The sequence below is a fragment of the Streptomyces flavalbus genome, from assembly GCF_042674625.1.
Classification (GTDB): Bacteria; Actinomycetota; Actinomycetes; order Streptomycetales; family Streptomycetaceae; genus Streptomyces; species Streptomyces flavalbus.
In genome coordinates this window covers 7,724,604-7,744,653 of the sequence record NZ_JBHTEB010000001.1, presented here as the reverse complement: position 1 = coordinate 7,744,653, position 20,050 = coordinate 7,724,604, and the positions used below count along the sequence as shown (strand labels likewise).

Annotated in this window: 15 protein-coding genes and 1 pseudogene; 9 read left to right on the top strand and 7 right to left on the bottom strand. The window is 73.3% G+C overall.

Annotated elements, in window-relative coordinates; genetic code table 11:
• Window position 1 precedes the first annotated feature (1 nt).
• From ACFQZ6_RS34405 to ACFQZ6_RS34375, 7 genes are all read right to left on the bottom strand, one after another.
• Complete coding sequence (locus ACFQZ6_RS34405; protein ID WP_381617484.1) at window positions 2-553, bottom strand: cupin domain-containing protein; 552 nt, start codon at window positions 551-553, stop codon at window positions 2-4.
• Window positions 550-1,626 carry a type III polyketide synthase gene (locus tag ACFQZ6_RS34400; RefSeq protein ID WP_381617481.1) on the bottom strand — a complete coding sequence of 359 codons (1,077 nt, stop codon included), beginning with the start codon at window positions 1,624-1,626 and terminating at the stop codon, window positions 550-552. Before ACFQZ6_RS34400 ends, ACFQZ6_RS34405 begins: the two co-directional genes overlap by 4 nt.
• Window positions 1,627-2,058: 432 nt before the next feature.
• Window positions 2,059-2,430: a DUF3099 domain-containing protein gene (locus ACFQZ6_RS34395; RefSeq protein WP_381617478.1), complete on the bottom strand. Its 372-nt coding sequence runs from the start codon at window positions 2,428-2,430 to the stop codon at window positions 2,059-2,061.
• A gap of 341 nt (window positions 2,431-2,771) precedes the next feature.
• Complete coding sequence (gene qcrB / locus ACFQZ6_RS34390) at window positions 2,772-4,484, bottom strand: cytochrome bc1 complex cytochrome b subunit (RefSeq protein ID WP_381617475.1); 1,713 nt, start codon at window positions 4,482-4,484, stop codon at window positions 2,772-2,774.
• A gap of 393 nt (window positions 4,485-4,877) precedes the next feature.
• Window positions 4,878-6,602: an FAD-dependent oxidoreductase gene (locus tag ACFQZ6_RS34385; RefSeq protein ID WP_381617472.1), complete on the bottom strand. Its 1,725-nt coding sequence runs from the start codon at window positions 6,600-6,602 to the stop codon at window positions 4,878-4,880.
• 237 nt (window positions 6,603-6,839) lie between these two features.
• Complete coding sequence (locus ACFQZ6_RS34380; RefSeq protein ID WP_381617469.1) at window positions 6,840-8,273, bottom strand: lyase family protein; 1,434 nt, start codon at window positions 8,271-8,273, stop codon at window positions 6,840-6,842.
• Window positions 8,270-10,270: an FAD/NAD(P)-binding protein gene (locus ACFQZ6_RS34375; RefSeq protein WP_381617466.1), complete on the bottom strand. Its 2,001-nt coding sequence runs from the start codon at window positions 10,268-10,270 to the stop codon at window positions 8,270-8,272. Before ACFQZ6_RS34375 ends, ACFQZ6_RS34380 begins: the two co-directional genes overlap by 4 nt.
• A gap of 565 nt (window positions 10,271-10,835) precedes the next feature.
• On the opposite strand from ACFQZ6_RS34375, the gene ACFQZ6_RS34370 reads away from it, so the two are divergent.
• The 9 genes and pseudogenes from ACFQZ6_RS34370 to ACFQZ6_RS34330 all read left to right on the top strand — a co-directional run bounded on the left by ACFQZ6_RS34370 (window position 10,836) and on the right by ACFQZ6_RS34330 (window position 19,991).
• Window positions 10,836-11,468 (top strand): hypothetical protein, encoded by a 633-nt coding sequence (locus ACFQZ6_RS34370; protein WP_381604191.1) that lies wholly within the window; start codon window positions 10,836-10,838, stop codon window positions 11,466-11,468.
• Window positions 11,465-11,650, top strand: a complete 186-nt coding sequence (locus ACFQZ6_RS34365) for a hypothetical protein (protein ID WP_360228327.1) — start codon at window positions 11,465-11,467, stop codon at window positions 11,648-11,650. The genes ACFQZ6_RS34370 and ACFQZ6_RS34365 overlap by 4 nt, the downstream gene beginning before the upstream one ends.
• Window positions 11,651-12,164: 514 nt before the next feature.
• Window positions 12,165-13,115: a mevalonate kinase gene (mvk, locus tag ACFQZ6_RS34360; RefSeq protein WP_381604193.1), complete on the top strand. Its 951-nt coding sequence runs from the start codon at window positions 12,165-12,167 to the stop codon at window positions 13,113-13,115.
• Between the two features lie 64 nt (window positions 13,116-13,179).
• On the top strand, window positions 13,180-14,175 hold the full coding sequence (mvaD, locus tag ACFQZ6_RS34355) for a diphosphomevalonate decarboxylase (protein WP_381604194.1): 996 nt from the start codon (window positions 13,180-13,182) through the stop codon (window positions 14,173-14,175).
• Window positions 14,175-15,401, top strand: a complete 1,227-nt coding sequence (locus tag ACFQZ6_RS34350; RefSeq protein WP_381604195.1) for a phosphomevalonate kinase — start codon at window positions 14,175-14,177, stop codon at window positions 15,399-15,401. The genes mvaD and ACFQZ6_RS34350 overlap by 1 nt, the downstream gene beginning before the upstream one ends.
• Window positions 15,398-16,543, top strand: a complete 1,146-nt coding sequence (fni, locus tag ACFQZ6_RS34345; RefSeq protein ID WP_381604197.1) for a type 2 isopentenyl-diphosphate Delta-isomerase — start codon at window positions 15,398-15,400, stop codon at window positions 16,541-16,543. The genes ACFQZ6_RS34350 and fni overlap by 4 nt, the downstream gene beginning before the upstream one ends.
• Window positions 16,540-17,601: a hydroxymethylglutaryl-CoA reductase gene (locus ACFQZ6_RS34340; RefSeq protein ID WP_381604199.1), complete on the top strand. Its 1,062-nt coding sequence runs from the start codon at window positions 16,540-16,542 to the stop codon at window positions 17,599-17,601. Before fni ends, ACFQZ6_RS34340 begins: the two co-directional genes overlap by 4 nt.
• Window positions 17,602-17,605: 4 nt before the next feature.
• Window positions 17,606-18,784: a hydroxymethylglutaryl-CoA synthase gene (locus tag ACFQZ6_RS34335; RefSeq protein ID WP_381604201.1), complete on the top strand. Its 1,179-nt coding sequence runs from the start codon at window positions 17,606-17,608 to the stop codon at window positions 18,782-18,784.
• A gap of 230 nt (window positions 18,785-19,014) precedes the next feature.
• Window positions 19,015-19,991, top strand: a pseudogene (locus ACFQZ6_RS34330) (3-oxoacyl-ACP synthase III family protein).
• Window positions 19,992-20,050: the final 59 nt, after the last annotated feature.

Genomic DNA, 20,050 nt, shown 5'->3' with positions numbered 1-20,050 from the left:
CTCACGCTCCGCGCTCGGTCGGCTTAGGGTCGGTGGGGGGCTGGTAGCGCAGCGGGGTGAGCTGGTGGACGTCGTAGCGCTGGCGCATCTGCTCCACGGCCTTGGGGTCCACCGCCGCCCCGCCGGCCGCCCAGATCTCCGCGATCTCCTCGAAGTACAGCTCGTGGTACGGCGAGGGGAAGCAGGTGAACAGCATCCGGGCGGGCTGGTCGCTGGCGTTGCGGAAGGCGTGCGGGGTGCCGGAGGGCACGAACATCGAGGCGCCCTCGGTGGCGTTGACGGGTGCCTTGCCGTCGGCGGAGCGCCAGTCGTGCCAGGAGTCGCCGGTGCGGGCGGCGGGCTCGAAGCCGAGGAGCTGCAGTTCGCCTTCCAGGACGTAGAAGAACTCCTGGGAGTCGTTGTGGACGTGCGCGCCGACGTCGAAGCCGGGGGGGACGACCACTTCGAACACCGAGACCGCGGAGCCGTCGGCCTGGGTGGCCTTGAAGGTGACCTCCTGGGCCTTGGTGATGAGTTTGCGGCCGCCGCCGGGCGGCAGGATCAGGCCGCTCATGCGGCGTTGCCCAGTTCGGCGGGGGTGTCCACGGCCCAGCGGCCCAGCGCCATCTCCGCGGTGATGCCGGGGCCGAAGCCCGCGATCAGGCCGGTGGCGTCCGGCTGCGGGGTGTCCTCCTCGAACAGGCGGCGGGCGGCGTCCAGGACGACGGCGCTGGCGATGTTGCCGTACTCGGTCAGCGTCGCCCAACTGTGCCGGAACACCTTGCGGTCGACGTTGAGGAACTTCGCCAGGTCGTCCAGGATGCGCGGGCCGCCGGCGTGGACGATGTAGAAGTCCAGGCTGCCCGCGTCCCAGCTGTGGTCCTTGGCGAACTCGCGCAGCACCGGCGCGAGGGGCTCCATGGTGCCGGGCACGCGGCGGTCCAGCTGGAAGTGGAAGCCGGTGTCGCGGACGTCGTAGGAGATCCAGTCCTCGGTGTTGGGGATGAGGTAGGAGGCGTTGCGCTCCAGTTCGATGCCCACTCCCCCGGTGCCGCGGACCACGGCGGCGGCGACCGCGTCACCGAACAGGCCGTCGGAGAGCAGCGAGCCGATGTCGTCGGCGTCGGGCTGGTAGCACAGCGAGCACAGCTCGCAGGAGACGATCAGCACGTTGCTGCCGGGGTGGGCCACGCAGAAGTCGTGGGCCCGGTTGATGGCCGCGCCGCCCGCCGCGCAGCCCAGCTGGGCGATGGGGATCTGGCGGGTGTCGGAGCGGAAGCCCAACTTGTTGATCAGCCAGGCCGTCAGGGACGGCATCAGGAACCCGGTGCACGATACATATATGATCGCGTCGATGTCCCGGGCCGCCATGTCGGCGTTGCGCAGCGCCTCCTCGATGACCTGCGGGGTCCGCTTCTTCGACTCCACCTCGTAGATGCGGTTGCGTTCCGTCAGGCCCGGGTGCTGAAGCGTCTTCTCGATCGGCTGCACGATGTGACGCTTGCGCACACCGGTGTTCCGGATCAGCCGAAGCGCCAGAGGAAGCTGCGGCTTTCCACCGTGGACTCGTTCGGCGAACGCCAGAGTCTCTTCCATCGTGATGACATATTCCGGCGCGCTCACCGCGGGCTTGCATAGCCTCGGCATATCTGGAATCTCTTTCTCTAGAGTCTGCCTTCGGTACGTGAAGAGCCTTTTGTGCGCAGCGTCCGCAGGCGTTGCCGGCCGCTTTTCCGGCTGCCTCGCCCCGGCCGCGCTGCCCGGCCGCCGCCGTCCCGGCATACGAAACGGCCCCCCGGGGCACCGGGGGGCCGTGCGGCGTGGCGGGGGCGGGCCGAAAGGCCCGGAGGAGAAGGTGGCGAGAGGGCGCGGGGCGACCGCTCACCGCGAGCGTCCCGTGAGGGCCCGGACAGGGCCGCCGCAAGGGGCTGCGCGGGGTCAGTCCGCGGCCGTGGGGCGGCTTTTGGGCAGGGGAGGCGTGCTGAAATAGTGACACGTCCGGCAACCGCGCGCCAAGACCAGCCGAAAGTGACGTGAGTCACGCCGGTCGGGGGTGGGGGTGGGCGGTGAAGTGCCCGGTCAGGCGGCCGGGTCGCGTTCCGGCGGCAGGATCAGGGTGGGTTCCAGGACGACCCGGGCGGCGGGGTCGAAGCGCTCCTCGCGGACCTCGGCGAGCGCGGGCCGGGCGCCGCGCTGCTGGCGCCAGCCGGCCTGCGCGAGCACCACCGCGACGTACGGGATGAGGGCCGCCCCGGCCAGCGCGCCGACCGCGACGGCGGGCCAGCGGCTCCAGGTCGCCGCCATCACCACCACGCAGGCGGTGCGCACCAGCATCGCCGTGAGGTAGCGGCGCTGACGGCCGCGCAGGTCCCGGGTCAGTCCCTCCCGCGCCCCGGTGATCGACGCGGTCTGGCCCGCGTCCCGGCGCCGGTGCCAGGGGGTGGTGTTCATCGGACCTCCGAGGGGCACGGTGGCGCGCGGCGCCGGGCGGCGGAACGAACGGGGCGGGGCCGGGGGAACCGGGTGGGGTGGCGCCGTACGGTCGGTGGGGGCGGGGTCGACGGCCGCCCTGGAAGGCCGGGAGTGCGCGGGGCGCGGGGCGCTTGTGGCGGGGGAGGTCACGCGGGCGGGGCGAAGCCTTCGCGTCCGCGGCCCGGGACGAGGGGGCCTGCGCGAGCCGGTAGTCGGCGGCGGGAGCCCGGGGGTGAGGGGTGCGTGGGGGTGGGGTTCGTGGGGTGGAGGGGGCGGCGCGGGTGCCCCCCGGCCAAGGGGGGCACCCGCGCCGTTGGGGCTCAGTGGGCCTCGTGGTCCACTGCGCGTTCCTCCAGGGCCGGTCGGGCGCCGTCGGGGCCGTGGCCGTTGGGGCTGTGGCCGTTGGGGTGCTCGAAGTGCTCCAGGGCCTGGCGCATCTCCTGCTCGGTGGGCTTGGCGATCTGGTTGCCGTACAGCCAGCGGCTGAGCTTGTAGCGCAGGACCTCCTTGCGGCCCTTGGGGTTGGGCACGCCGTTGTGTTCCGGCGCGGGGGCGGGCAGCGGCTTGTAGTCCTCGCGGGCCAGCAGCGCGTACTCGCTGCCGCGCTCCAGGCGCTCGTGTACCTCGACGAACTCGCCGTGCGGCAGCCTGCGGATCCGGCCCGTCTCGCGGCCGTGGAGCAGTTTGTCGCGGTCGCGGCGCTGCAGGCCCAGGCACAGGCGCCGGGTGATGACGTAGGTCAGCGCCGGGACGACGAAGATGCCGATCCGTACCGCCCAGGTGATGGAGTTCAGCGACAGGCTGAAGCGTTCGGCCAGGACGTCGTTGGCGCCGCCGAAGAACAGCACCAGGTACAGGGCGACGAAGGCGCAGCCGAACGCGGTGCGCGTGGGGTGGTCACGCGGCCGGTCCAGCAGGTGGTGTTCGCGCTTGTCGCCGGTGACCCAGGCTTCCAGGAACGGCCACAGCGCGATCACCAGGGCCATCACCGTGGGCAGCACGACCGCGGGGATCAGCACGCCCATGTTGACGGTGTAGCCGCCTGGTAGCACGAACTCCCAGGCTGGCATGGCGCGTAGGGCGCCTTCGAGGAAGCCCATGTACCAGTCGGGCTGGGAGCCCTGGGAGATCTGGTCGGCCTTGTAGGGGCCGTACGCCCACACGGGGTTGATCTGGGCGATGCCCGCCATCAGCACGATGACACCGGTGACCAGGAAGAAGAAGCCGCCCGCCTTGGCGGTGTAGTTCGGCACGAAGGGCTCGCCGATGACGTTCTTCTCGGTGCGTCCGCGACCGCGGAACTGGGTGTGCTTGTGGTAGATGACCAGGGCCAGGTGGACGTTGACCAGGATGAACACGATCGCCGGGATCAGCAGGATGTGCAGGCTGTACAGGCGTGGCACGAGGTCCGTGCCGGGGAACTCGTCGCCGAAGGCGAGCATGTGCACATAGGTGCCGACCACCGGCACGGCCAGGGTGATGCCGGAGGCGATGCGCATCCCGGTGCCGGAGAGCAGGTCATCGGGCAGGGAGTAGCCGAAGAAGCCCTCCAGGATGACCAGGACCAGCATGGTGAAGCCGATCAGCCAGTTGGCCTCGCGCGGCTTGCGGAAGGAGCCGGTCAGGAAGTGGCGCAGGGTGTGCAGGCACAGCGCGCCGATCATGATCAGGGCGGACCAGTGGTGGATCTGGCGGATGAGCAGGCCGCCGCGGACCTCGAAGCTGATCTCCAGGGTGGAGGCGTACGCCTCCGACATGGTCACGCCCTGCAGCGGCGTGTAGGGGCCGTCGTAGACGGTCTCGGCCATGCTCGGCTCGAAGAACAGGGTCAGCCACACCCCGGTGAGGAGCAGCATGACGAAGCTGTAGAGGGCGATCTCGCCGAACATGAACGACCAGTGTTCGGGGAACACTTTGCGGACCATGAAGCGGAACTGGTAAAGCCCGAGGCGGCTGTCCGCCCAGTCGGCTATGCGCTCGCCGTTGCCCGGCTCGGTGCGTGATGTCTGCGGCGCCGTTTCGGTCGCGGTCATACCCGCGCGCCCTCCCCTCGCCGCTCGGCCGTCACAGGCACACCCGTGCCCGGCGCGGGGCCGGTTGCGGGGGCGGCCTGCCGCGGCGGAAGCGGGCCCGTGCCCTGGAGCTGCTGAAACGCTATCGACGTGCGACGCGGCCGGACAACCGCCTTCAGGCCGAAGTTCGAGCCCGGCTCAAGGAGTTCTTGAGCGGTTTTCGAGTCGCGGGGGTGCATGGCGGCCACCTCCAGGCGTAACAGGGCGTGTGTGGCGTCCTCGTTACGAGTGTAGGGCGGCCGTTTCCCGCTCAAGTAGGCCCGCCGGAAGGCTAATTGATCCACTCTGGTCATGCGTCAAAGCGTAGGACCGCGCCGTTCGCGGTCTGCGACCGGGTGCCCCTTGTGGGCGGGGTCAGGGGCGGCGGCGGTCGCCCGCGGGTGAGGTGTGGGGTCCTTGGGGGCGGGCGGCGGGGGTGGTGCGCTGGCGGGCGGCGCCGGTCAGGGCGCGGGCGGCGGGGGTGTCGGGGGCCGGGGTGCGGCGGCGCCGGGTGTGCGGGCCGTGGGTGGTGCTGGGCGGGGCGGTGGGGGCCGGGTACGCGGCGGCGCGGGCGCCGCGCAGGGCGGCCCGCCACAGGCGCGGGCGGGCGGCGGGTGCGTCGGCGGGTTGGAGCTGCTGAAGGAGCAGGGCGGCGGCGCGGGCGTCGGTGGTCGCGGCGGCGGCGAGGCGGGCGGCCAGGCGGCGGCTGAGACGGGCGGCGAGGCGGGCGCGCAGGGTGGGGCGGGGGGCGGCGGTCTGCGGGGGCGCGGTGGCTTCGGGGGCCGGGGGGGCTGTGGGGGCCGCGGTGGTGGCGGTGGGGGTGGGAGATGTCGTGGAGGCGGTGGCCTCGGTGGCCGCCGTTGAGGTGGTGGGTGCGCTGGTCGTGGTGGCCGTGGTGGGGGTGGTGGGGTCCTGGGCGGCGTGCTGGGCGCGGGTGGTGGCGCGCCAGGCGGGGGTGAGCTGGCGGGCGAGGGCGCGGCGCAGGCGGTAGCCGAGGCCGATGGCGGTGTCGTGGGCGGTCAGCAGCTGGTCCAGGACGAGGGCGTCCGAGATGGCGCGGGTCATGCCCTGGCCGTGGACGGGGTGCAGGGCGGCGTAGGCGTCGCCGACGACGAGGAACTGGTCGGGGAAGCGGCGCAGTTTCTCGTAGTGGCGCCAGCGGCTGGCGGTGGCGGTGGCGCGGTAGACCGGGCCGAGGGGGGTGGCGGCGGCGATGAGGTCGCGCAGCAGGGGGTGGCGCAGGGTGCCCGCGGCGCGCAGCAGGGCGGCGTGGTCGGCGGGGGCGGGGCGGTGGTCGGCGGTGGTGACGGTGACCGACCAGCGTCCGCCTTCGATGGGGCTGAGGGTGCCCTGGGCCGGGTGGCCGGGGGCGGGCGTGAGTAACAGGGCGGTGAAGTCGGCGACGTGGCCGACGGGGGGTGCGAAGACGGCGGTGGCGAAGGAGGCGTGGGTCTCGGTGACGGTCTCTTTGGGGGTCCGGTAGCCGAGGTCGGCCAGCCACTGGGGGGCGTGGGAGTCGCGTCCGCTGGCGTCGATGACGAAGTCGGCTGATATCAGCCGTCGTTCGGGGGCGGTGGCGGTGGTGTGGGGGTGGGTGAGGGGGCGTATCCAGACGCCGGTGACGGTGTCGTGGGGGCCGCCTTCGAGGCCGACGGCTTCGTGCCGGGGCAGGAAGGTGACCTTCGGTTCGGCGCGCAGCCGCTCGCGCAGGACGGCGTCGATCAGGTCGCGGCTGGCGCTGAGGTGGCCCTGGCCGGTGGCGGTGCGGGGCAGCCAGCCCGCCGGGCCGAGGACGAGGAGGTCCTCACCGGGGTGGACGCGGACCGCTCCGGCGGCTTCCAGGTCGGCGGTGATGTGGGGGAAGAGTTGCTGGAGGCCCTGCTGGGCGGTGTGGGTGAGGGTGTGGGTGTGGCGGGCCTGGGGGACGCCGCGGCGGCGGGCGGGGCCGTGGGGCATCCAGTCGCGGTCGATGACGGTGACGTGGTCCATGAAGTTGGCCAGGGCCCGTGCCGCGGTGAGCCCGGCGAGACTTGAGCCGATGACCACGGCGTGTCCGTGGCCGCCGCCCGGCGTGCCGGAAACGTGCGCGCTGTGCGTCAACTCGCCCGCCCTCCTTGTCCGTTGTCCTTGCATCATGCGTGCAGCGGGCGCGGGGACGGCATGGTTTGGCCAGTCGTGTCCGGTGGCTTGAGGCGGTGTTGAGGGATTCGCGAGGGGTTCTTGAGCGGGTGGGAGGGCGCGGGTGGTCGGTGGGTGGGGGTGGCCCGCCCGGGGCTGCGCCCGGGCCCCGGGCGGGCGGTGTGGCCCCCCGGCGGGTGCCGGGGGGCCGGGAGGGTGTCAGGGGGTGGGGGCGGGTTGGGTGGTGGTCAGGGCGTGGTCGGTGAGCGGGCCGGCGGCGCCGGTGTAGGTGTGGGGGTCGAGGAGGGCTGTTGCTTGGTCGTGGGTGAGGATGCCGGTGAGCCGGGGGTGTTCGGCGAGGACGTCGGCAAGGGGGCGGCCGGTGTGGGCGGCCTGCTGGGAGGCCTGGGTGAGCAGGTCCTTGGCGGCGCTCTTGCCGAGGCGGGGTGCGAGGTGGGCGCTGACGCGTTCGGAGACGAGCTGTCCGGCGGTGGCGTCGAGGTTGGCGCGCATCGCCTCGGGGTGGACGCGCAGGCCCTGGGCGAGTTCGGCGGCGGTGTGCGCGGCGCCGCCGGTCAGGCGCAGGGCTTCGCGCAGGGGCTGCCATTCGGCGTGCCACAGTCCGGCGGAGCGTTCGTCCTCGGTGCTCATGCACTGGGTCACCACCGCGGCCAGCGCCGGTACCTGGGCGGCGGCGGAGCGGATCAGGGTGGCCAGGACGGGGTTGCGTTTGTGGGGCATCGCCGAGGAGGCGCCCCGTCCGGCCCGCTGGGGTTCGCTGACCTCGCCGATCTCGGTGCGGGTCAGGACCAGCACGTCCGCGGCGATCTTGCCGAGGGCGGCGGTGGTGTGGGCGAGGGCGGCGGCCAGGTCGGCCAGCGGGGTGCGCAGGGCGTGCCAGGGCAGGACGGGGACGGCCAGGTTCGTCTCCTCGGCGTAGGCGGTGGTGAGGTCGTGCAGGTAGGCGGCGGGGTCGGTGTGGTCACCGGCGTACTGCAGGTAGCCCGCCAGGGTGCCCGCGGCGCCGCCGAGGGCGACGGGCAGGCGGCCGTCGGCCAGGGGTTGCAGGCGGGCGGCGGCGTCCAGGACGAGCTGGCGCCATCCGGCCGCTTTGAGGCCGAAGGTGGTGGGGACGGCGTGCAGGGCCAGGGTGCGGGCGGCCATCACGGTGTCGCGGTGGCCTGCGGCCAGGCGGCCAAGGGCGTCGGCGGTGGTGTGCAGGTCGGTGAGGATCAGGCGCAGGGCGCGGGTGGCGACGAGCATGGCGCCGGTGTCGAAGACGTCCTGGCTGGTGGAGCCGCGGTGGACGTACTCGGCGGCCTGCGGTGAGCGCTGGGCGACCTGCGCGGTCAGCGCGCTGACCAGGGCGACGACCGGGTTGGCGGTCTGCCGTGCGGCCAGGGCGAGTTCGCGCAGGTCGAACAGGTCGGCGCGGGCGGCGTCGGTGATGATCGCCGCGGCGTCGGCGGGCACGGTGCCGCAGCGGGCCTGGGCGCGGGCCAGGGCCGCTTCGGCGTCGAGCATGGCCTGGAGCCAGGCGGCGTCGCCGGTGGCCGCCTCGGTGTCGGTGCCCGCCCGCACCGGGGAGAGCAGTCCGGCGTCCAGGTGGGCGGGCAGCGCCGAGGGGGGCGGGGGCTGGTGGGGGCTGGTCATGCGTCTGCTTTCGCGCTCGGGGCGGCGGAGCGGGCCGCGCCGGTGGTCGGGGGCGGGGTGCTGGGGGCCGGGGCGGGGGGCAGGGCGAGGACGGCGGCGGCGATGGCGTCGGAGTCCTCCAGGGTCACCGACCCCACGCCGGGCCTGATGCCCGCGGCGGTCACCCAGTGCACCGACTCGGTGGGCACCCCGTAGGCGAAGCGGCGCGGGTGCGGCACGCCGTGGGCGTCCAGCAGGTGGTAGGGCCGCTGCGACACCGCGAGCCCGCCGGTCTCGTAGCCCTCCTGTCCCGCTCCCCCACCGCCGCTGCTGTGGGGGGTGATGCGGTAGGGGCGGCACTGCCCGGTCGCCAGCAGGTGGCGCATCAGCGGGTCGGCGGTGCGCCGCAGGTCGATCTCGGGCAGCCGGGCCTCGATGAGGGCGGTGGCGCGGATCCTCACGTCGGGCAGTTCGCGGGAGGTCGCGGTGAAGCAGGGCCCGTTGGGTCCGCCGGTGTCGGCGGTGATGTGCAGGGCGGGCCCGGTGACGTCGAGGATCCCGGCGTCCATCAGGGCGGCCATCTCCTCGATGCGGGAGGCGGGCGGGCCGATGGACAGGTAGGCGTTCAGCGGCGTGTACCAGCCGTCGAGGTCGTCGCGGTGGGAGGCGGGGCTCAGTCCGGCGTGGTCGACGGCGAGGCGGATCTCGTTGCGCAGGTCGCGCAGGACGTCCAGGGCGGCCTTGAGGGGGCCGCTGACGTTGCCCTGGCGGGCCAGGCGGACGTCCTCGTCGAGGTAGCCGCGCAGCCAGGCCCGGAAGGCGTCCAGGCCGCGCAGCGCGCCGGGCGGGTAGGGGCGGGCCACGCGCTGCCAGTCCCACCGCTCCCGCGCGGGGATGCCGGACTCCTCCAGCAGGCGGTCCTCCGGTGCGCCGTCGGGGGTGTGCAGGTAGCGGTCGGTGAACTCCTCCACCGCGGGCGCCGGTTCACCGCGGGCGGTGAGCTGGGCGGCGTAGTAGACCGCGCGGACCTCTTTGGAGATCAGCGGCCACAGGTCGGCGGCGAAGTCGATGGCGGCGCCGCCGCGCCGGGCGCGCAGGTCGGCGATGTGCTCGGCGGTCAGCAGGCGGGGGAAGTACCGCCCGTGCGGGCCCTTCTCGTTCTCGCCGCGGGCCTGGTAGGGCACGCCCCGCCGGGACCCGGCGTACAGGCGTGGTTCGCGCCCGGAGGGCTCGTAGACGAGGCGGCCGTCGCCGTCGCGGCGGTAGGTGCCGCCGCGGCCCTGGGTGAACAGGGCCATGTAGTCGAAGAAGTTCAGGCCCAGTCCGCGCAGCAGTACGGGCTGTCCGGGCCGGACGGCGGACAGGTCGACGTCGGCGGGGTTGGCCGGTGGGGTGTAGTGCAGGCGGTGGCGGGCGGCGAAGTCGGCCAGGGCCTGCTCGGTGGCGGTGGGCCGGGCCGCGACGTGGCCCTGTGCCAGGACGACGGCGGCCAGCTGGGTCAGCCGGGTGCCGTCTTCCAGGACGGCCGTCTGGCCGCCGCCGGTCTCCTCCAGCGCGATGGCGCGCACCGGGTGCACGCGCACGTGCACATGGTCGGCGGCCTGGGTGACGATCCGCTGGAACGCCCAGGTGAGGTAGCTGCCGTAGAGGGCGCGGGTGGGGTAGGTGTCCGGGCCCAGGCGGGCTGCCTCAGCCAGTACGGCCGGGCCGGGGGCGGGGTCGGGGTGGGTGTCCAGGGTGCCCGATTCCAGGGCCTTGGCCCACTCGTACAGGCTCGGTCCCTCCGCCAGCGGGCCCTCGATGCGGACGCTGGCGTCGGTGTAGACCGTCACCTGGGAGGCGACGGTGTTCATCAGCAGGTGACGGGACTGGGTGGGGCGCCAGACGCGTCCGGAGCCGGGCGGGTCGGGGTCGACGACGTGCACGGTGACGGAGTCCCAGCGGGGTGACTTGCTCTCCTGTGCGCACAGCCGCTCCAGAACGGACAGTCCCCGGGGCCCGGCGCCGATGAGGCACACCTGTAGGTGCGCGGCCGGTCCGTCCCCCGCCGGCGGGGCGGCGGAAGCGCGGTGGTTGAGGTGCCCTGGTGAGAGAGCACCGCCCGGGGGATCCTGAGCGGCCGCCGTATTGAGCGGCCCTGCGGGGAGTGCGGCGCGTCCTGCGCGGCCGCCTCCGTGCGTACCGTCCACAGTGCCTCCTTCCTTCGCAACCGTCGGCGCAGGCGCTCAACCAGGGCTCGCTTACGCCTGGAAGCGCGCTGGAGCCCTGCGGTGCCCAGCAGGCCCCCAACGAGGCTGTATCGGGATTCGAGTCGCCGGTCGGGTAATGGGTTCTGTCCGCCCGCACGGCGCATCGCGCGCCACCCGGGCCACGGCAGCACCACCCCAGGCGCAGGCGCAGGCGCAGGCGGATACGGGTTCGGACAGACAGGACAGCGCGACGAGCAGCACCAGCACGACGAGCAGCACCAGGACGACGAGCACGATGAGCGTGACGCGTCTGAGCGGCAGCCGGGTGCCGCGGCCAGGCACGGGACACGCACGCGATGGACACGGGGGCGAGCCACCTGATGAAGGAGCTTCGATGACGTCTCACCCATGCCCGAGGGGCCATACCCAGGAAAGCCGGGCCGCCGCCGGGTGCCTGCTGTGCGCTCCGTGCATCCGGCGGGTGGAGCGCGGTCTGCGGGCCCTGCCCGGACTGCACCAGGAGTGTCTGCACCAGGTGTCACCGACGACGGCGCGGCAGTCGAACCCGACGAAGGTGTCGGGCAGCCGCAAGCAGGACCACCTGAACTTCTCCGTCCTGGACGCCCGCCACAACATCCTGACGATCCTGGAGTCGTGGTCGGGCATGGTCGTCGACAAGCTCCACGTCCCGGCCCCGCCGCGGACCGTGCCGCACCTGGCGCGGTTCCTGACACTGCACCTGCCCTGGCTCGCCGCGCAGGCACCGGCCGTGGAGTTCGCCGACGAGATCGACGCCCTGGTGGTGGAACTGCGCCAGACACTCGACCCCGAGCCGAGTGACCTGCAGACCCTCATCCGCAAGTGCGTCGTGGACAACTGCTCCGGGACGATCAGCGTGTCCCCCAAGACCACCGTGAAGGCCGGGCACGGCAGCATCGCCTGTTCGATGGGGCACTCCTGGGAGATGCGCGAGTGGCTGGGCCTGAGAAAACTCATGGAGCGGCAGCGAAAGGGCGTCAGCGCATGACCAAGCCACCCAGCCACCGTCTCGTGCCCACCAAGGTGGCCGCGCTCGCGGTGGGCGTGTCGGAGGCGACCATCCGCAAGTGGGTCAGCCGCGGGAAGATCACCCGCTACGGCGCCCCGCACTGCCCTTCGGAGTTCGACATCGAGGAACTCACCGAGATCGCCTTGCAGCGCCGGACCTGACCCGGCCCCGCCAGGCGCCTGCCCCACGGGCAGGACCGGACCGCCCCCGCGCGTGCCATCGCTGCCGCGCGCGGGGGCGGTCCACTTGTCGTACCCGGAGGAGCGTTCGGGCCGCCACGGCGGCCCAACTCCCCTGCTCCGCAGGCACGTTCACCGCGCGCGTGATCCAGGTCACGCGGGTGGGGTGTTGGCGTCCCCGCGCGGCCCGTGTCACTATCTACCCACGTCTACCCTGCCCAAAAGTTGCCGTGCGGTGGTGGATCGCGTGTCGTCCCCGCGAAGTCCCCCCGCACCCCCTCCTGCACATCCCCCGTATTTCCCTGTATTTCCCTGCATTTTTCCCCTGACGCTTTCTGGGAAGCGGCCATGCCCGCACAAGCCGGTGCTGCTTGTGCGGGCATGGCCGTTTCTGACGTCCATGCGGTCTCCATGCGGAACAGACAAAAGGGAGCTGAGTGCGTTGACTCTTCCGACCTCAGCGGAGGGGGTGTCAGAAAGCCGCCGGACCCGCTCGGTGGGCACTGGCCGCGCCCACGCCAAGGCCATCCTGCTCGGGGAACACGCGGTGGTGTACGGCGCCGCGGCGCTCGCGCTGCCGATCCCGCAGCTCACGGTGACGGCGAGCGCCGGGTGGGCCGCGGACGGCGACGGCCAGGGCGAGTTGTCGTACACGATGACGGGGACGGCGTCGCGGGCGCTGGTGACGCAGGCCTCGGACGGGCTGCGCCGGCTGATCGCCGAGTTCAAGGCGCGGCTGGGGGTTGCGGGCGGGCCGCGGCTGGATGTGCTGCTGGACAGTTCGGTGCCGCACGGGCGGGGGCTGGGGTCCAGTGCGGCCAGTTCGCGGGCGACGGTGCTGGCGCTGGCGGACCTGTTCGGTCACGCGCTGTCGGAGGACGCGGCGTTCGAGCTGGTGCAGACGGCCGAGAACATGGCCCACGGCCGGGCCAGCGGCGTGGACGCGCGGGCGGTGGGCGCGACGGCGCCGCTGTGGTTCAAGGCGGGCCGGGTGGAGCCGCTGCGGGTGGGGCTGGACGCTTTGTTCATCGTCGCCGACAGCGGGACGGCGGGCAGTACCAAGGAGGCGGTCGGCCTGCTGCGGGAGGGTTTCGAGGCGCATCCCGGGGCCCGGGAGCGGTTCGTGGGCCGCGCCTCTGATCTGGTGCGGGACGCCCGTTCGGCGCTGTCCGAGGGCAGGCCGGAGGACCTCGGGGCGCGGCTGACGGAGTATCACGACCTGATGCGGGGGGCGGGGCTGAGCACCAACCGGATCGACGCGCTGGTCGAGGCCGCGCTGTGGGCGGGTGCCCTCGGCGCCAAGATCACCGGGGGTGGGCTGGGGGGCTGTGTCATCGCGCTGGCCCGGCCGGAGCGGGCCAGGCAGGTCACCCGGCAGTTGCATGAGGCCGGTGCCGTACAGACGTGGGTCGTATCGCTGAAAGGGCTCGACAACCATGCGCCGTGAACATCCGATCGCTGTACTGGGGCCAGACGCCGAGGGCGCGCACGGCCTGGAAGGCGGGGGTGCGGTGGCTCTCGCGCACCCGAACATCGCGCTGATCAAGTACTGGGGCAAGCGGGATGAGGGTCTTGTCCTGCCGGTGACCGACAGTCTGTCGATGACGCTGGACGTGTACCCCACCACCACCCGGGTCCGGCTCGGTGAGGGGGCGGGGCCCGATGAGGTGGTGTTCAACGGGGTGAGCGCCTCCGGTGAGGCGCTGCGGCGGATCACCGTCTTCCTGGACCTGGTGCGTGAGCGTGCCGGGCGCACGCAGCGGGCGGTGGTGGAGACCCGTAACACCGTGCCGACGGGGGCGGGGCTGGCGTCGTCGGCGAGCGGGTTCGCCGCGCTGGCGGTGGCCGCGGCGGCGGCCTACGGGCTGCGGCTGGACGCGCGGGAGCTGTCCCGGCTGGCGCGGCGCGGGTCGGGGTCGGCGTCGCGGTCGCTGTTCGGTGGTTTCGCGCTGTGGCACTCCGGTGCTGGCACGGCGAGCCTGGAGGAGGCGGACGCGGTGTCCTACGCCGAGCCGGTCGCCGCCGCGGACGGGCTGGATCCGGCGCTGGTGGTGGCGGTGGTCAACGCCGGGCCCAAGGAGGTCTCCAGCCGGGCGGCGATGCGGCAGACGGTGGCGACCTCGCCGCTGTACGGGCCGTGGGCCGCCTCCAGCGCGGCGGACCTGGCCGAGATGCGGGCGGCGCTGGTGCGCGGGGACCTTGAGGCGGTCGGGGAGATCGCCGAGCGCAACGCGCTGGGGATGCACGCCACGATGCTGGCGGCGCGTCCGGCGGTGCGCTACCTGTCCCCGGCGACGGTGACCGTCCTGGACGCGGTGGTTGAGCTGCGGCGGGCGGGGGTGGCGGCGTACGCGACGATGGACGCCGGGCCGAACGTGAAGGTGCTGTGCCGCCGGGCGGACGCCGCGCGGGTGGCGGACGCGGTGGGCGCGGTGGTGGGCGCCTCCTCGGTGGTCGTGGCCGGGCCGGGGCCGGGGGCGCGGCTGCTGGACGGCGGGGACAGCTGATGGCCGCGGACACCAGCACCAGCACGGGTCCGGCCACCGCTACGGGCACCGGTACGGGCCCGGGTCCGGTCACCGGCACCGGCACCGGCACGGGTGCGGGTGCGGGTGCGGGTGTGGGTGCGGTGGTGCGGCACGCGCCGGGCAAGCTGTTCGTCGCGGGTGAGTACGCGGTGGTGGAGCCGGGCCGTCCGGCGATCCTGGTGGCGGTGGACCGGCGGATCACCGTCACCGTCGCTCCGCCCGCCGCCGACACCGGTGAGGTGGTGCTGGTCTCGGACCTGACGCCCGCGCCGGTGCGGCTGCGCTGGCACGAGGACCGTCTGGTCGCGCCCGGCCCCGGCGGAAAGCCGCGCCCGCCCGCCGGGCCGGTGCACGTGGTGGCGGCCGTGGAGACGGTGGGCCGTCTGCTGGCCGAACGCAGACGGCCGCTGCCCGTCTTCGAGCTGACGGTCAGCAGCCGTCTGCACGAGGAGGGCCGCAAGTACGGGCTGGGCTCCAGCGGCGCGGTGACCGTCGCCGCCGTCTCGGCGGTGGCCGCGTTCAGCGGGCTGCACCTGAGCCGTGAGGACCTGTACCGGCTGGCGCTGCTGGCCAGCGCGCGGATCGATCCGAAGGGCTCGGGCGGGGATCTGGCCGCCAGCACCTGGGGCGGCTGGATCCTCTACCAGGCGCCCGACCGGGACTTCGTCACCGACCTGGCCCGCCGGGTGGGCATCGGCCGCGCCCTCAAGGCGCCCTGGCCCGGCTTCGCCGTGCGGCGCCTGCCGCCGCCCGCGGGGCTGTCGCTGCAGGTCGGCTGGACGGGCCAGCCCGCCTCCACGACCTCGCTGGTGGCCGGGCTGCACCGGCGCAGTTGGCGGGGCAGCCCCGCGCACCGCCGCTTCGTCACGGACGCCGCCGACTGCGTCACCCAGGCGGCGGCCGCCCTGGACGGCGGTGACGGGCCGGGGCTGCTGGCGCAGATCCGGCGGGCCCGCGGCCAGTTGGCCCGGCTGGACCAGGAGGTGGGCCTGGGCATCTTCACCGACCGGCTGACGGCGCTGTGCGAGGCGGCCGAGGCCGCGGGCGGCGCGGCCAAGCCCTCCGGGGCGGGCGGCGGTGACTGCGGGATCGCGCTGCTCGACGCCACGGCGGCGCGCGAGATCGACGACGTACACAGGCGGTGGACGGCGGCCGGGGTGCTGCCCCTGCCGGTGGGCACCGCCGCGGAAGGGACCGAACCATGAGCGCTCAACGCAAGGACGACCATGTCCGGCTCGCCATCGAGCAGCAGCACACGCACCGCGGGATCAACCAGTTCGACGAGGTGGCGTTCGTCCACCACGCGCTGGCCGGGATCGACCGGCCGCAGGTGTCGCTGGCGACGTCGTTCGCCGGCCTCGACTGGCCGGTGCCGATCTACATCAACGCCATGACCGGCGGCAGCGCCAAGACCGGTGTCATCAACCGGGACCTGGCCACCGCCGCCCACGCCACCGGGGTGCCGATCGCGTCGGGTTCCATGCACGCCTACTTCAAGGACCCCTCCTGCGCGCACACCTTCCAGGTGCTGCGCGAGGCGAACCCGGACGGGTTCGTGATCGCGAACGTGAACGCCACCGCGTCGGTGGAGAACGTGTGGCGGGCGGTGGACCTGCTGCAGGCCAACGCGCTGCAGATCCACCTGAACACGGCGCAGGAGACGGCGATGCCGGAAGGCGACCGCTCGTTCGGGTCGTGGGCGGCGCAGATCGAGAAGATCGCCGCGGCCGTCGACATCCCGGTGATCGTCAAGGAGGTCGGCAACGGCCTGAGCCGTCAGACCGTGCTGGCGCTGAAGGAGCTGGGGGTGGCCGCGGCGGACGTCAGCGGGCGCGGCGGCACCGACTTCGCGCGGATCGAGAACGGGCGCCGGGAGCTGGGCGAGTACGCCTTCCTGCACGGCTGGGGGCAGTCCACGGCGGCCTGCCTGCTGGACGCCCACGGCGCGGGTCTGCCGCTGCTGGCCTCCGGCGGGGTGCGCCACCCGCTGGACGTGGCCCGCGCGCTGGCGCTGGGCGCGAAGGCGGTCGGCTCCTCCGGGGGTTTCCTGCGCACCCTGCTGGACGGCGGCGTGGACGCGCTGGTCGGCCAGCTTCGGACGTGGCTGGACCAGTTGGCCGCGCTGCAGACCATGCTCGGCGCGCGCACCCCGGCCGACCTGCAGGCGTGCGATGTGCTCATCTCGGGCGGGCTGCGGGAGTTCTGCGACCAGCGGGGCATCGACACCCGCCCCCTGGCCCAGCGCACCACCACCGGCACGGCGCAGGCCGCCGGTTCCTCCCCCGCGCCCGGTGCCGCCACGGGCGCCGGCGTTGCCGCTCACGACAGGACGGAAAGCACACGATGACCGACGCACACGCGATCGCCGGGGTCCCGATGCGGTGGGTGGGCCCCCTGCGGATCTCGGGCAACGTCGCCACCACCGAAACCCAGGTGCCGCTGGCCACCTACGAGTCGCCGCTGTGGCCGTCGGTGGGCCGCGGCGCGAAGGTGTCCATGCTGGCCGAGCAGGGCATCGTCGCCACCCTCGTGGACGAGCGGATGACCCGCTCGGTGCTGGTGGAGGCCACCGACGCGGGCACCGCCCTGCGGGCCGCGCAGACGATCCACGCCCGCATCGAGGAACTGCGGGACGTGGTGCGCGCCGGGAGCCGCTTCGCCCAGCTCATCGGCATCCGCCACGAGATCAACGCCAACCTGCTGTTCCTGCGGTTTGAGTTCTCCACCGGCGACGCCTCCGGCCACAACATGGCCACCCTCGCCTCCGACGCCCTGCTCAGCCACCTGCTGAACACGGTTCCCGGGATCTCCTACGGGTCGATCTCCGGGAACTACTGCACCGACAAGAAGGCCACCGCCATCAACGGCATCCTGGGCCGCGGCAAGAACGTCGTCACCGAACTCCTCGTACCCCGCGACATCGTCGAGAGCGTCCTGCACACCACCGCGGGCAAGATCGCCGAGCTGAACCTGCGCAAGAACCTCCTCGGCACCCTCCTCGCGGGCGGTATCCGCTCCGCCAACGCCCACTACGCCAACATGCTGCTGGGCTTCTACCTGGCCACCGGGCAGGACGCCGCGAACATCGTCGAGGGCTCCCAGGGCGTGACCATGGCCGAGGACCGCGACGGCGACCTGTACTTCTCCTGCACCCTGCCCAACCTGATCGTGGGCACCGTCGGCAACGGCAAGGGCCTGGGCTTCGTGGAGACCAACCTCGCCCGCCTGGGCTGCCGCGCGGACGCCGAGCCCGGCCACAACGCCCGCCGCCTGGCCGTCCTGTGCGCGGCGACCGTGCTGTGCGGGGAGCTGTCGCTGCTGGCGGCCCAGACCAACCCCGGTGAACTGATGCGCGCGCACGTGCAGTTGGAACGCGACACTACGACACAAAAGGTTGGTGTGTAACGGCATGTCCAGCGATATCGCGATCGGGATTCACGATCTGTCATTCGCGACCACCGAGTTCGTCCTGCCGCACGCGGCGCTGGCCGCCTACAACGGCACCGAGATCGGCAAGTACCACCTCGGCATCGGCCAGCGGTCGATGAGCGTGCCCGCCGCCGACGAGGACATCGTCACCCTGGGCGCGGCGGCGGCGGCCCCGCTGATCGCGGCGCACGGCAGCGACCGGATCCGCACGGTCGTCTTCGCCACCGAGTCCTCCATCGACCAGGCCAAGTCGGCGGGCATCTACGTGCACTCCCTGCTGGGGCTGGCGTCCGCGTGCCGGGTGGTGGAGCTGAAGCAGGCCTGCTACGGGGCGACCGCGGCCCTGCAGTTCGCGATCGGCCTGGTCCGCCGCGACCCCGCCCAGCAGGTCCTGGTCATCGCCAGCGACGTCTCCAAGTACGACCTGGACAGCCCCGGCGAGGCCACCCAGGGCGCGGCGGCGGTGGCGATGCTGGTCGGCGTCGACCCCGCCCTGCTGCGCATCGAGGAACCCTCCGGGCTGTTCACCGCGGACGTGATGGACTTCTGGCGGCCCAACTACCGTGAGGCGGCGCTGGTGGACGGGCAGGAGTCCATCGCCGCCTACCTCCAGGCCGTCGAGGGCAGCTTCAAGGACTACACCGAACAAGGCGGGCGCCCGCTGGAGGAGTTCGCCGCGTTCTGCTACCACCAGCCGTTCACCAAGATGGCCTACAAGGCCCACCGGCACCTGCTGAACTACTGCGGCGCCGACACCGACGCGGACGCCGTGGAGCGGGCCGTGAAGGCCAGCACCGCCTACAACAGCGTCGTCGGCAACAGCTACACCGCCTCCGTCTACCTGGGCCTGGCCGCCCTGCTGGAGACGACCGGCGAGGACCTGACCGGACGCCCCATCGCGTTCCTCAGCTACGGCTCGGGCAGCGTCGCGGAGTTCTTCTGCGGCACCCCCGCCCCCGGCTACCGCTCCCGGCTGCGCACCGCCGCCCACCGCGAGGCCATCGACCGGCGCACCGAACTCGACTACGCCGCCTACCGGGCCCTGCACCAGCGGTCCTTCCCCACCGACGGCGGCGACTACCCCACCCCCGCGCAGACCACCGGCCCGTTCAGGCTGGCCGCCCTCAACGGGCACAAGCGCATCTACGAGGCCCGCTGAGCCCGTCACCCACTCCCCCCCTCCCGGCGGCCTGATCCCGGCGCCGGACAGCACCCCCTCACACGGTCTCGTACGGCAGCCCTGCCAAAGGACGTCCCGTCTCGTCCCGCGGAGGGGCTTTTTCGTGTGCTGTCCGGCGCCACCAGGCCCCCCACCCCCGCTATGTCCCGCCTTGACGCATGTGCGCACCGCCGCCGCTTTTTCACACCACTTGAAGGGAGGGCCGCCGCATGAGCGACGTCAGGATCCTCGGTACGGGCGGCTACGTGCCGGACCGGGTTGTCACCAACGATGAGGTCGGCGCGGCAGCCGGGGTCGACGACGCCTGGATCACCGCCAAGACGCGGATGAGGCAGCGGCGCTGGGCCGCGCCCGGCCAGGCCACCTCCGACCTCGCCACCGCCGCCGCCCGGGCCGCGCTGGAGGACGCGGGCGTCAGCGCCGACCAGTTGTCCGTGATCGTGGTCGCCACCTCCACCCCGGACCGCCCCCAGCCGCCCACCGCCGCCTACGTCCAGCAGCGCCTGGGCGCGGTCGGCGCCGCCGCGTTCGACGTCAACGCCGTCTGCTCCGGCCCCGTCTTCGCGCTGTCCGCGGTCGAGGGCGTCCTCGCCCGCCGCGGCGGGCACGCCCTGGTCATCGGCGCGGACGTCTACTCCAGCATCCTCAACCCCGCCGACCGCAAGACGGTCGTCCTGTTCGGTGACGGCGCCGGAGCCCTCGTGCTGGGCCCGGCCGACACGGGCGGCCGGATCCGTCACACCGCCCTGCACACCTTCGGTGACCTCTCCCCCTCATCGAGGTCCCCGCGGGCGGCAGCCGCCGCCCGCCCAGCGCGGACACCGTCGCCGAGGGCCAGCACTACTTCACCATGATCGGGCGGGAGGTCCGCCGCTTCGTCAACGACCATCTGCCGCAACTGGCCAAGCAGTTCCTCCACGAGGCCGGTGCCGTCCCCGACGACATCCGCCACTTCGTGCCCCACCAGGCCAACGGTGTCCTCCTCGACGACGTCTTCGCCGAGATGGCACTGCCCAACGCCCGGATGCACGAGACACTGGAGCACTACGCCAACACCGGCGCCGCCTCCCTGCTGCTCACCCTGGACGCCGCCGCCCGCCAGGACGCCTTCCGCCCCGGCGAGCTGATCCTGCTGGCCGGTTTCGGCGGCGGCATGGCGGCGGGCTTCGCCCTGGTCGAATGGTGACCAGCCCCACCCGACCCCACCCGACCCAACCGGGCATGGCCTGCATGGCCTGCATGGCC

Excerpts from the sequence above, each read along its gene's own strand:
- ACFQZ6_RS34405 (WP_381617484.1), bottom strand. The coding sequence starts at position 553 with ATGAGCGGCCTGATCCTGCCGCCCGGCGGCGGCCGCAAACTCATCACC.
- ACFQZ6_RS34400 (WP_381617481.1), bottom strand. The coding sequence starts at position 1,626 with ATGCCGAGGCTATGCAAGCCCGCGGTGAGCGCGCCGGAATATGTCATC.
- ACFQZ6_RS34395 (WP_381617478.1), bottom strand. The coding sequence starts at position 2,430 with ATGAACACCACCCCCTGGCACCGGCGCCGGGACGCGGGCCAGACCGCG.
- qcrB (WP_381617475.1), bottom strand. The coding sequence starts at position 4,484 with ATGACCGCGACCGAAACGGCGCCGCAGACATCACGCACCGAGCCGGGC.
- ACFQZ6_RS34380 (WP_381617469.1), bottom strand. The coding sequence starts at position 8,273 with ATGACCAGCCCCCACCAGCCCCCGCCCCCCTCGGCGCTGCCCGCCCAC.
- ACFQZ6_RS34370 (WP_381604191.1), top strand. The coding sequence starts at position 10,836 with ATGACGTCTCACCCATGCCCGAGGGGCCATACCCAGGAAAGCCGGGCC.
- ACFQZ6_RS34365 (WP_360228327.1), top strand. The coding sequence starts at position 11,465 with ATGACCAAGCCACCCAGCCACCGTCTCGTGCCCACCAAGGTGGCCGCG.
- ACFQZ6_RS34350 (WP_381604195.1), top strand. The coding sequence starts at position 14,175 with ATGGCCGCGGACACCAGCACCAGCACGGGTCCGGCCACCGCTACGGGC.
- fni (WP_381604197.1), top strand. The coding sequence starts at position 15,398 with ATGAGCGCTCAACGCAAGGACGACCATGTCCGGCTCGCCATCGAGCAG.
- ACFQZ6_RS34340 (WP_381604199.1), top strand. The coding sequence starts at position 16,540 with ATGACCGACGCACACGCGATCGCCGGGGTCCCGATGCGGTGGGTGGGC.
- ACFQZ6_RS34335 (WP_381604201.1), top strand. The coding sequence starts at position 17,606 with ATGTCCAGCGATATCGCGATCGGGATTCACGATCTGTCATTCGCGACC.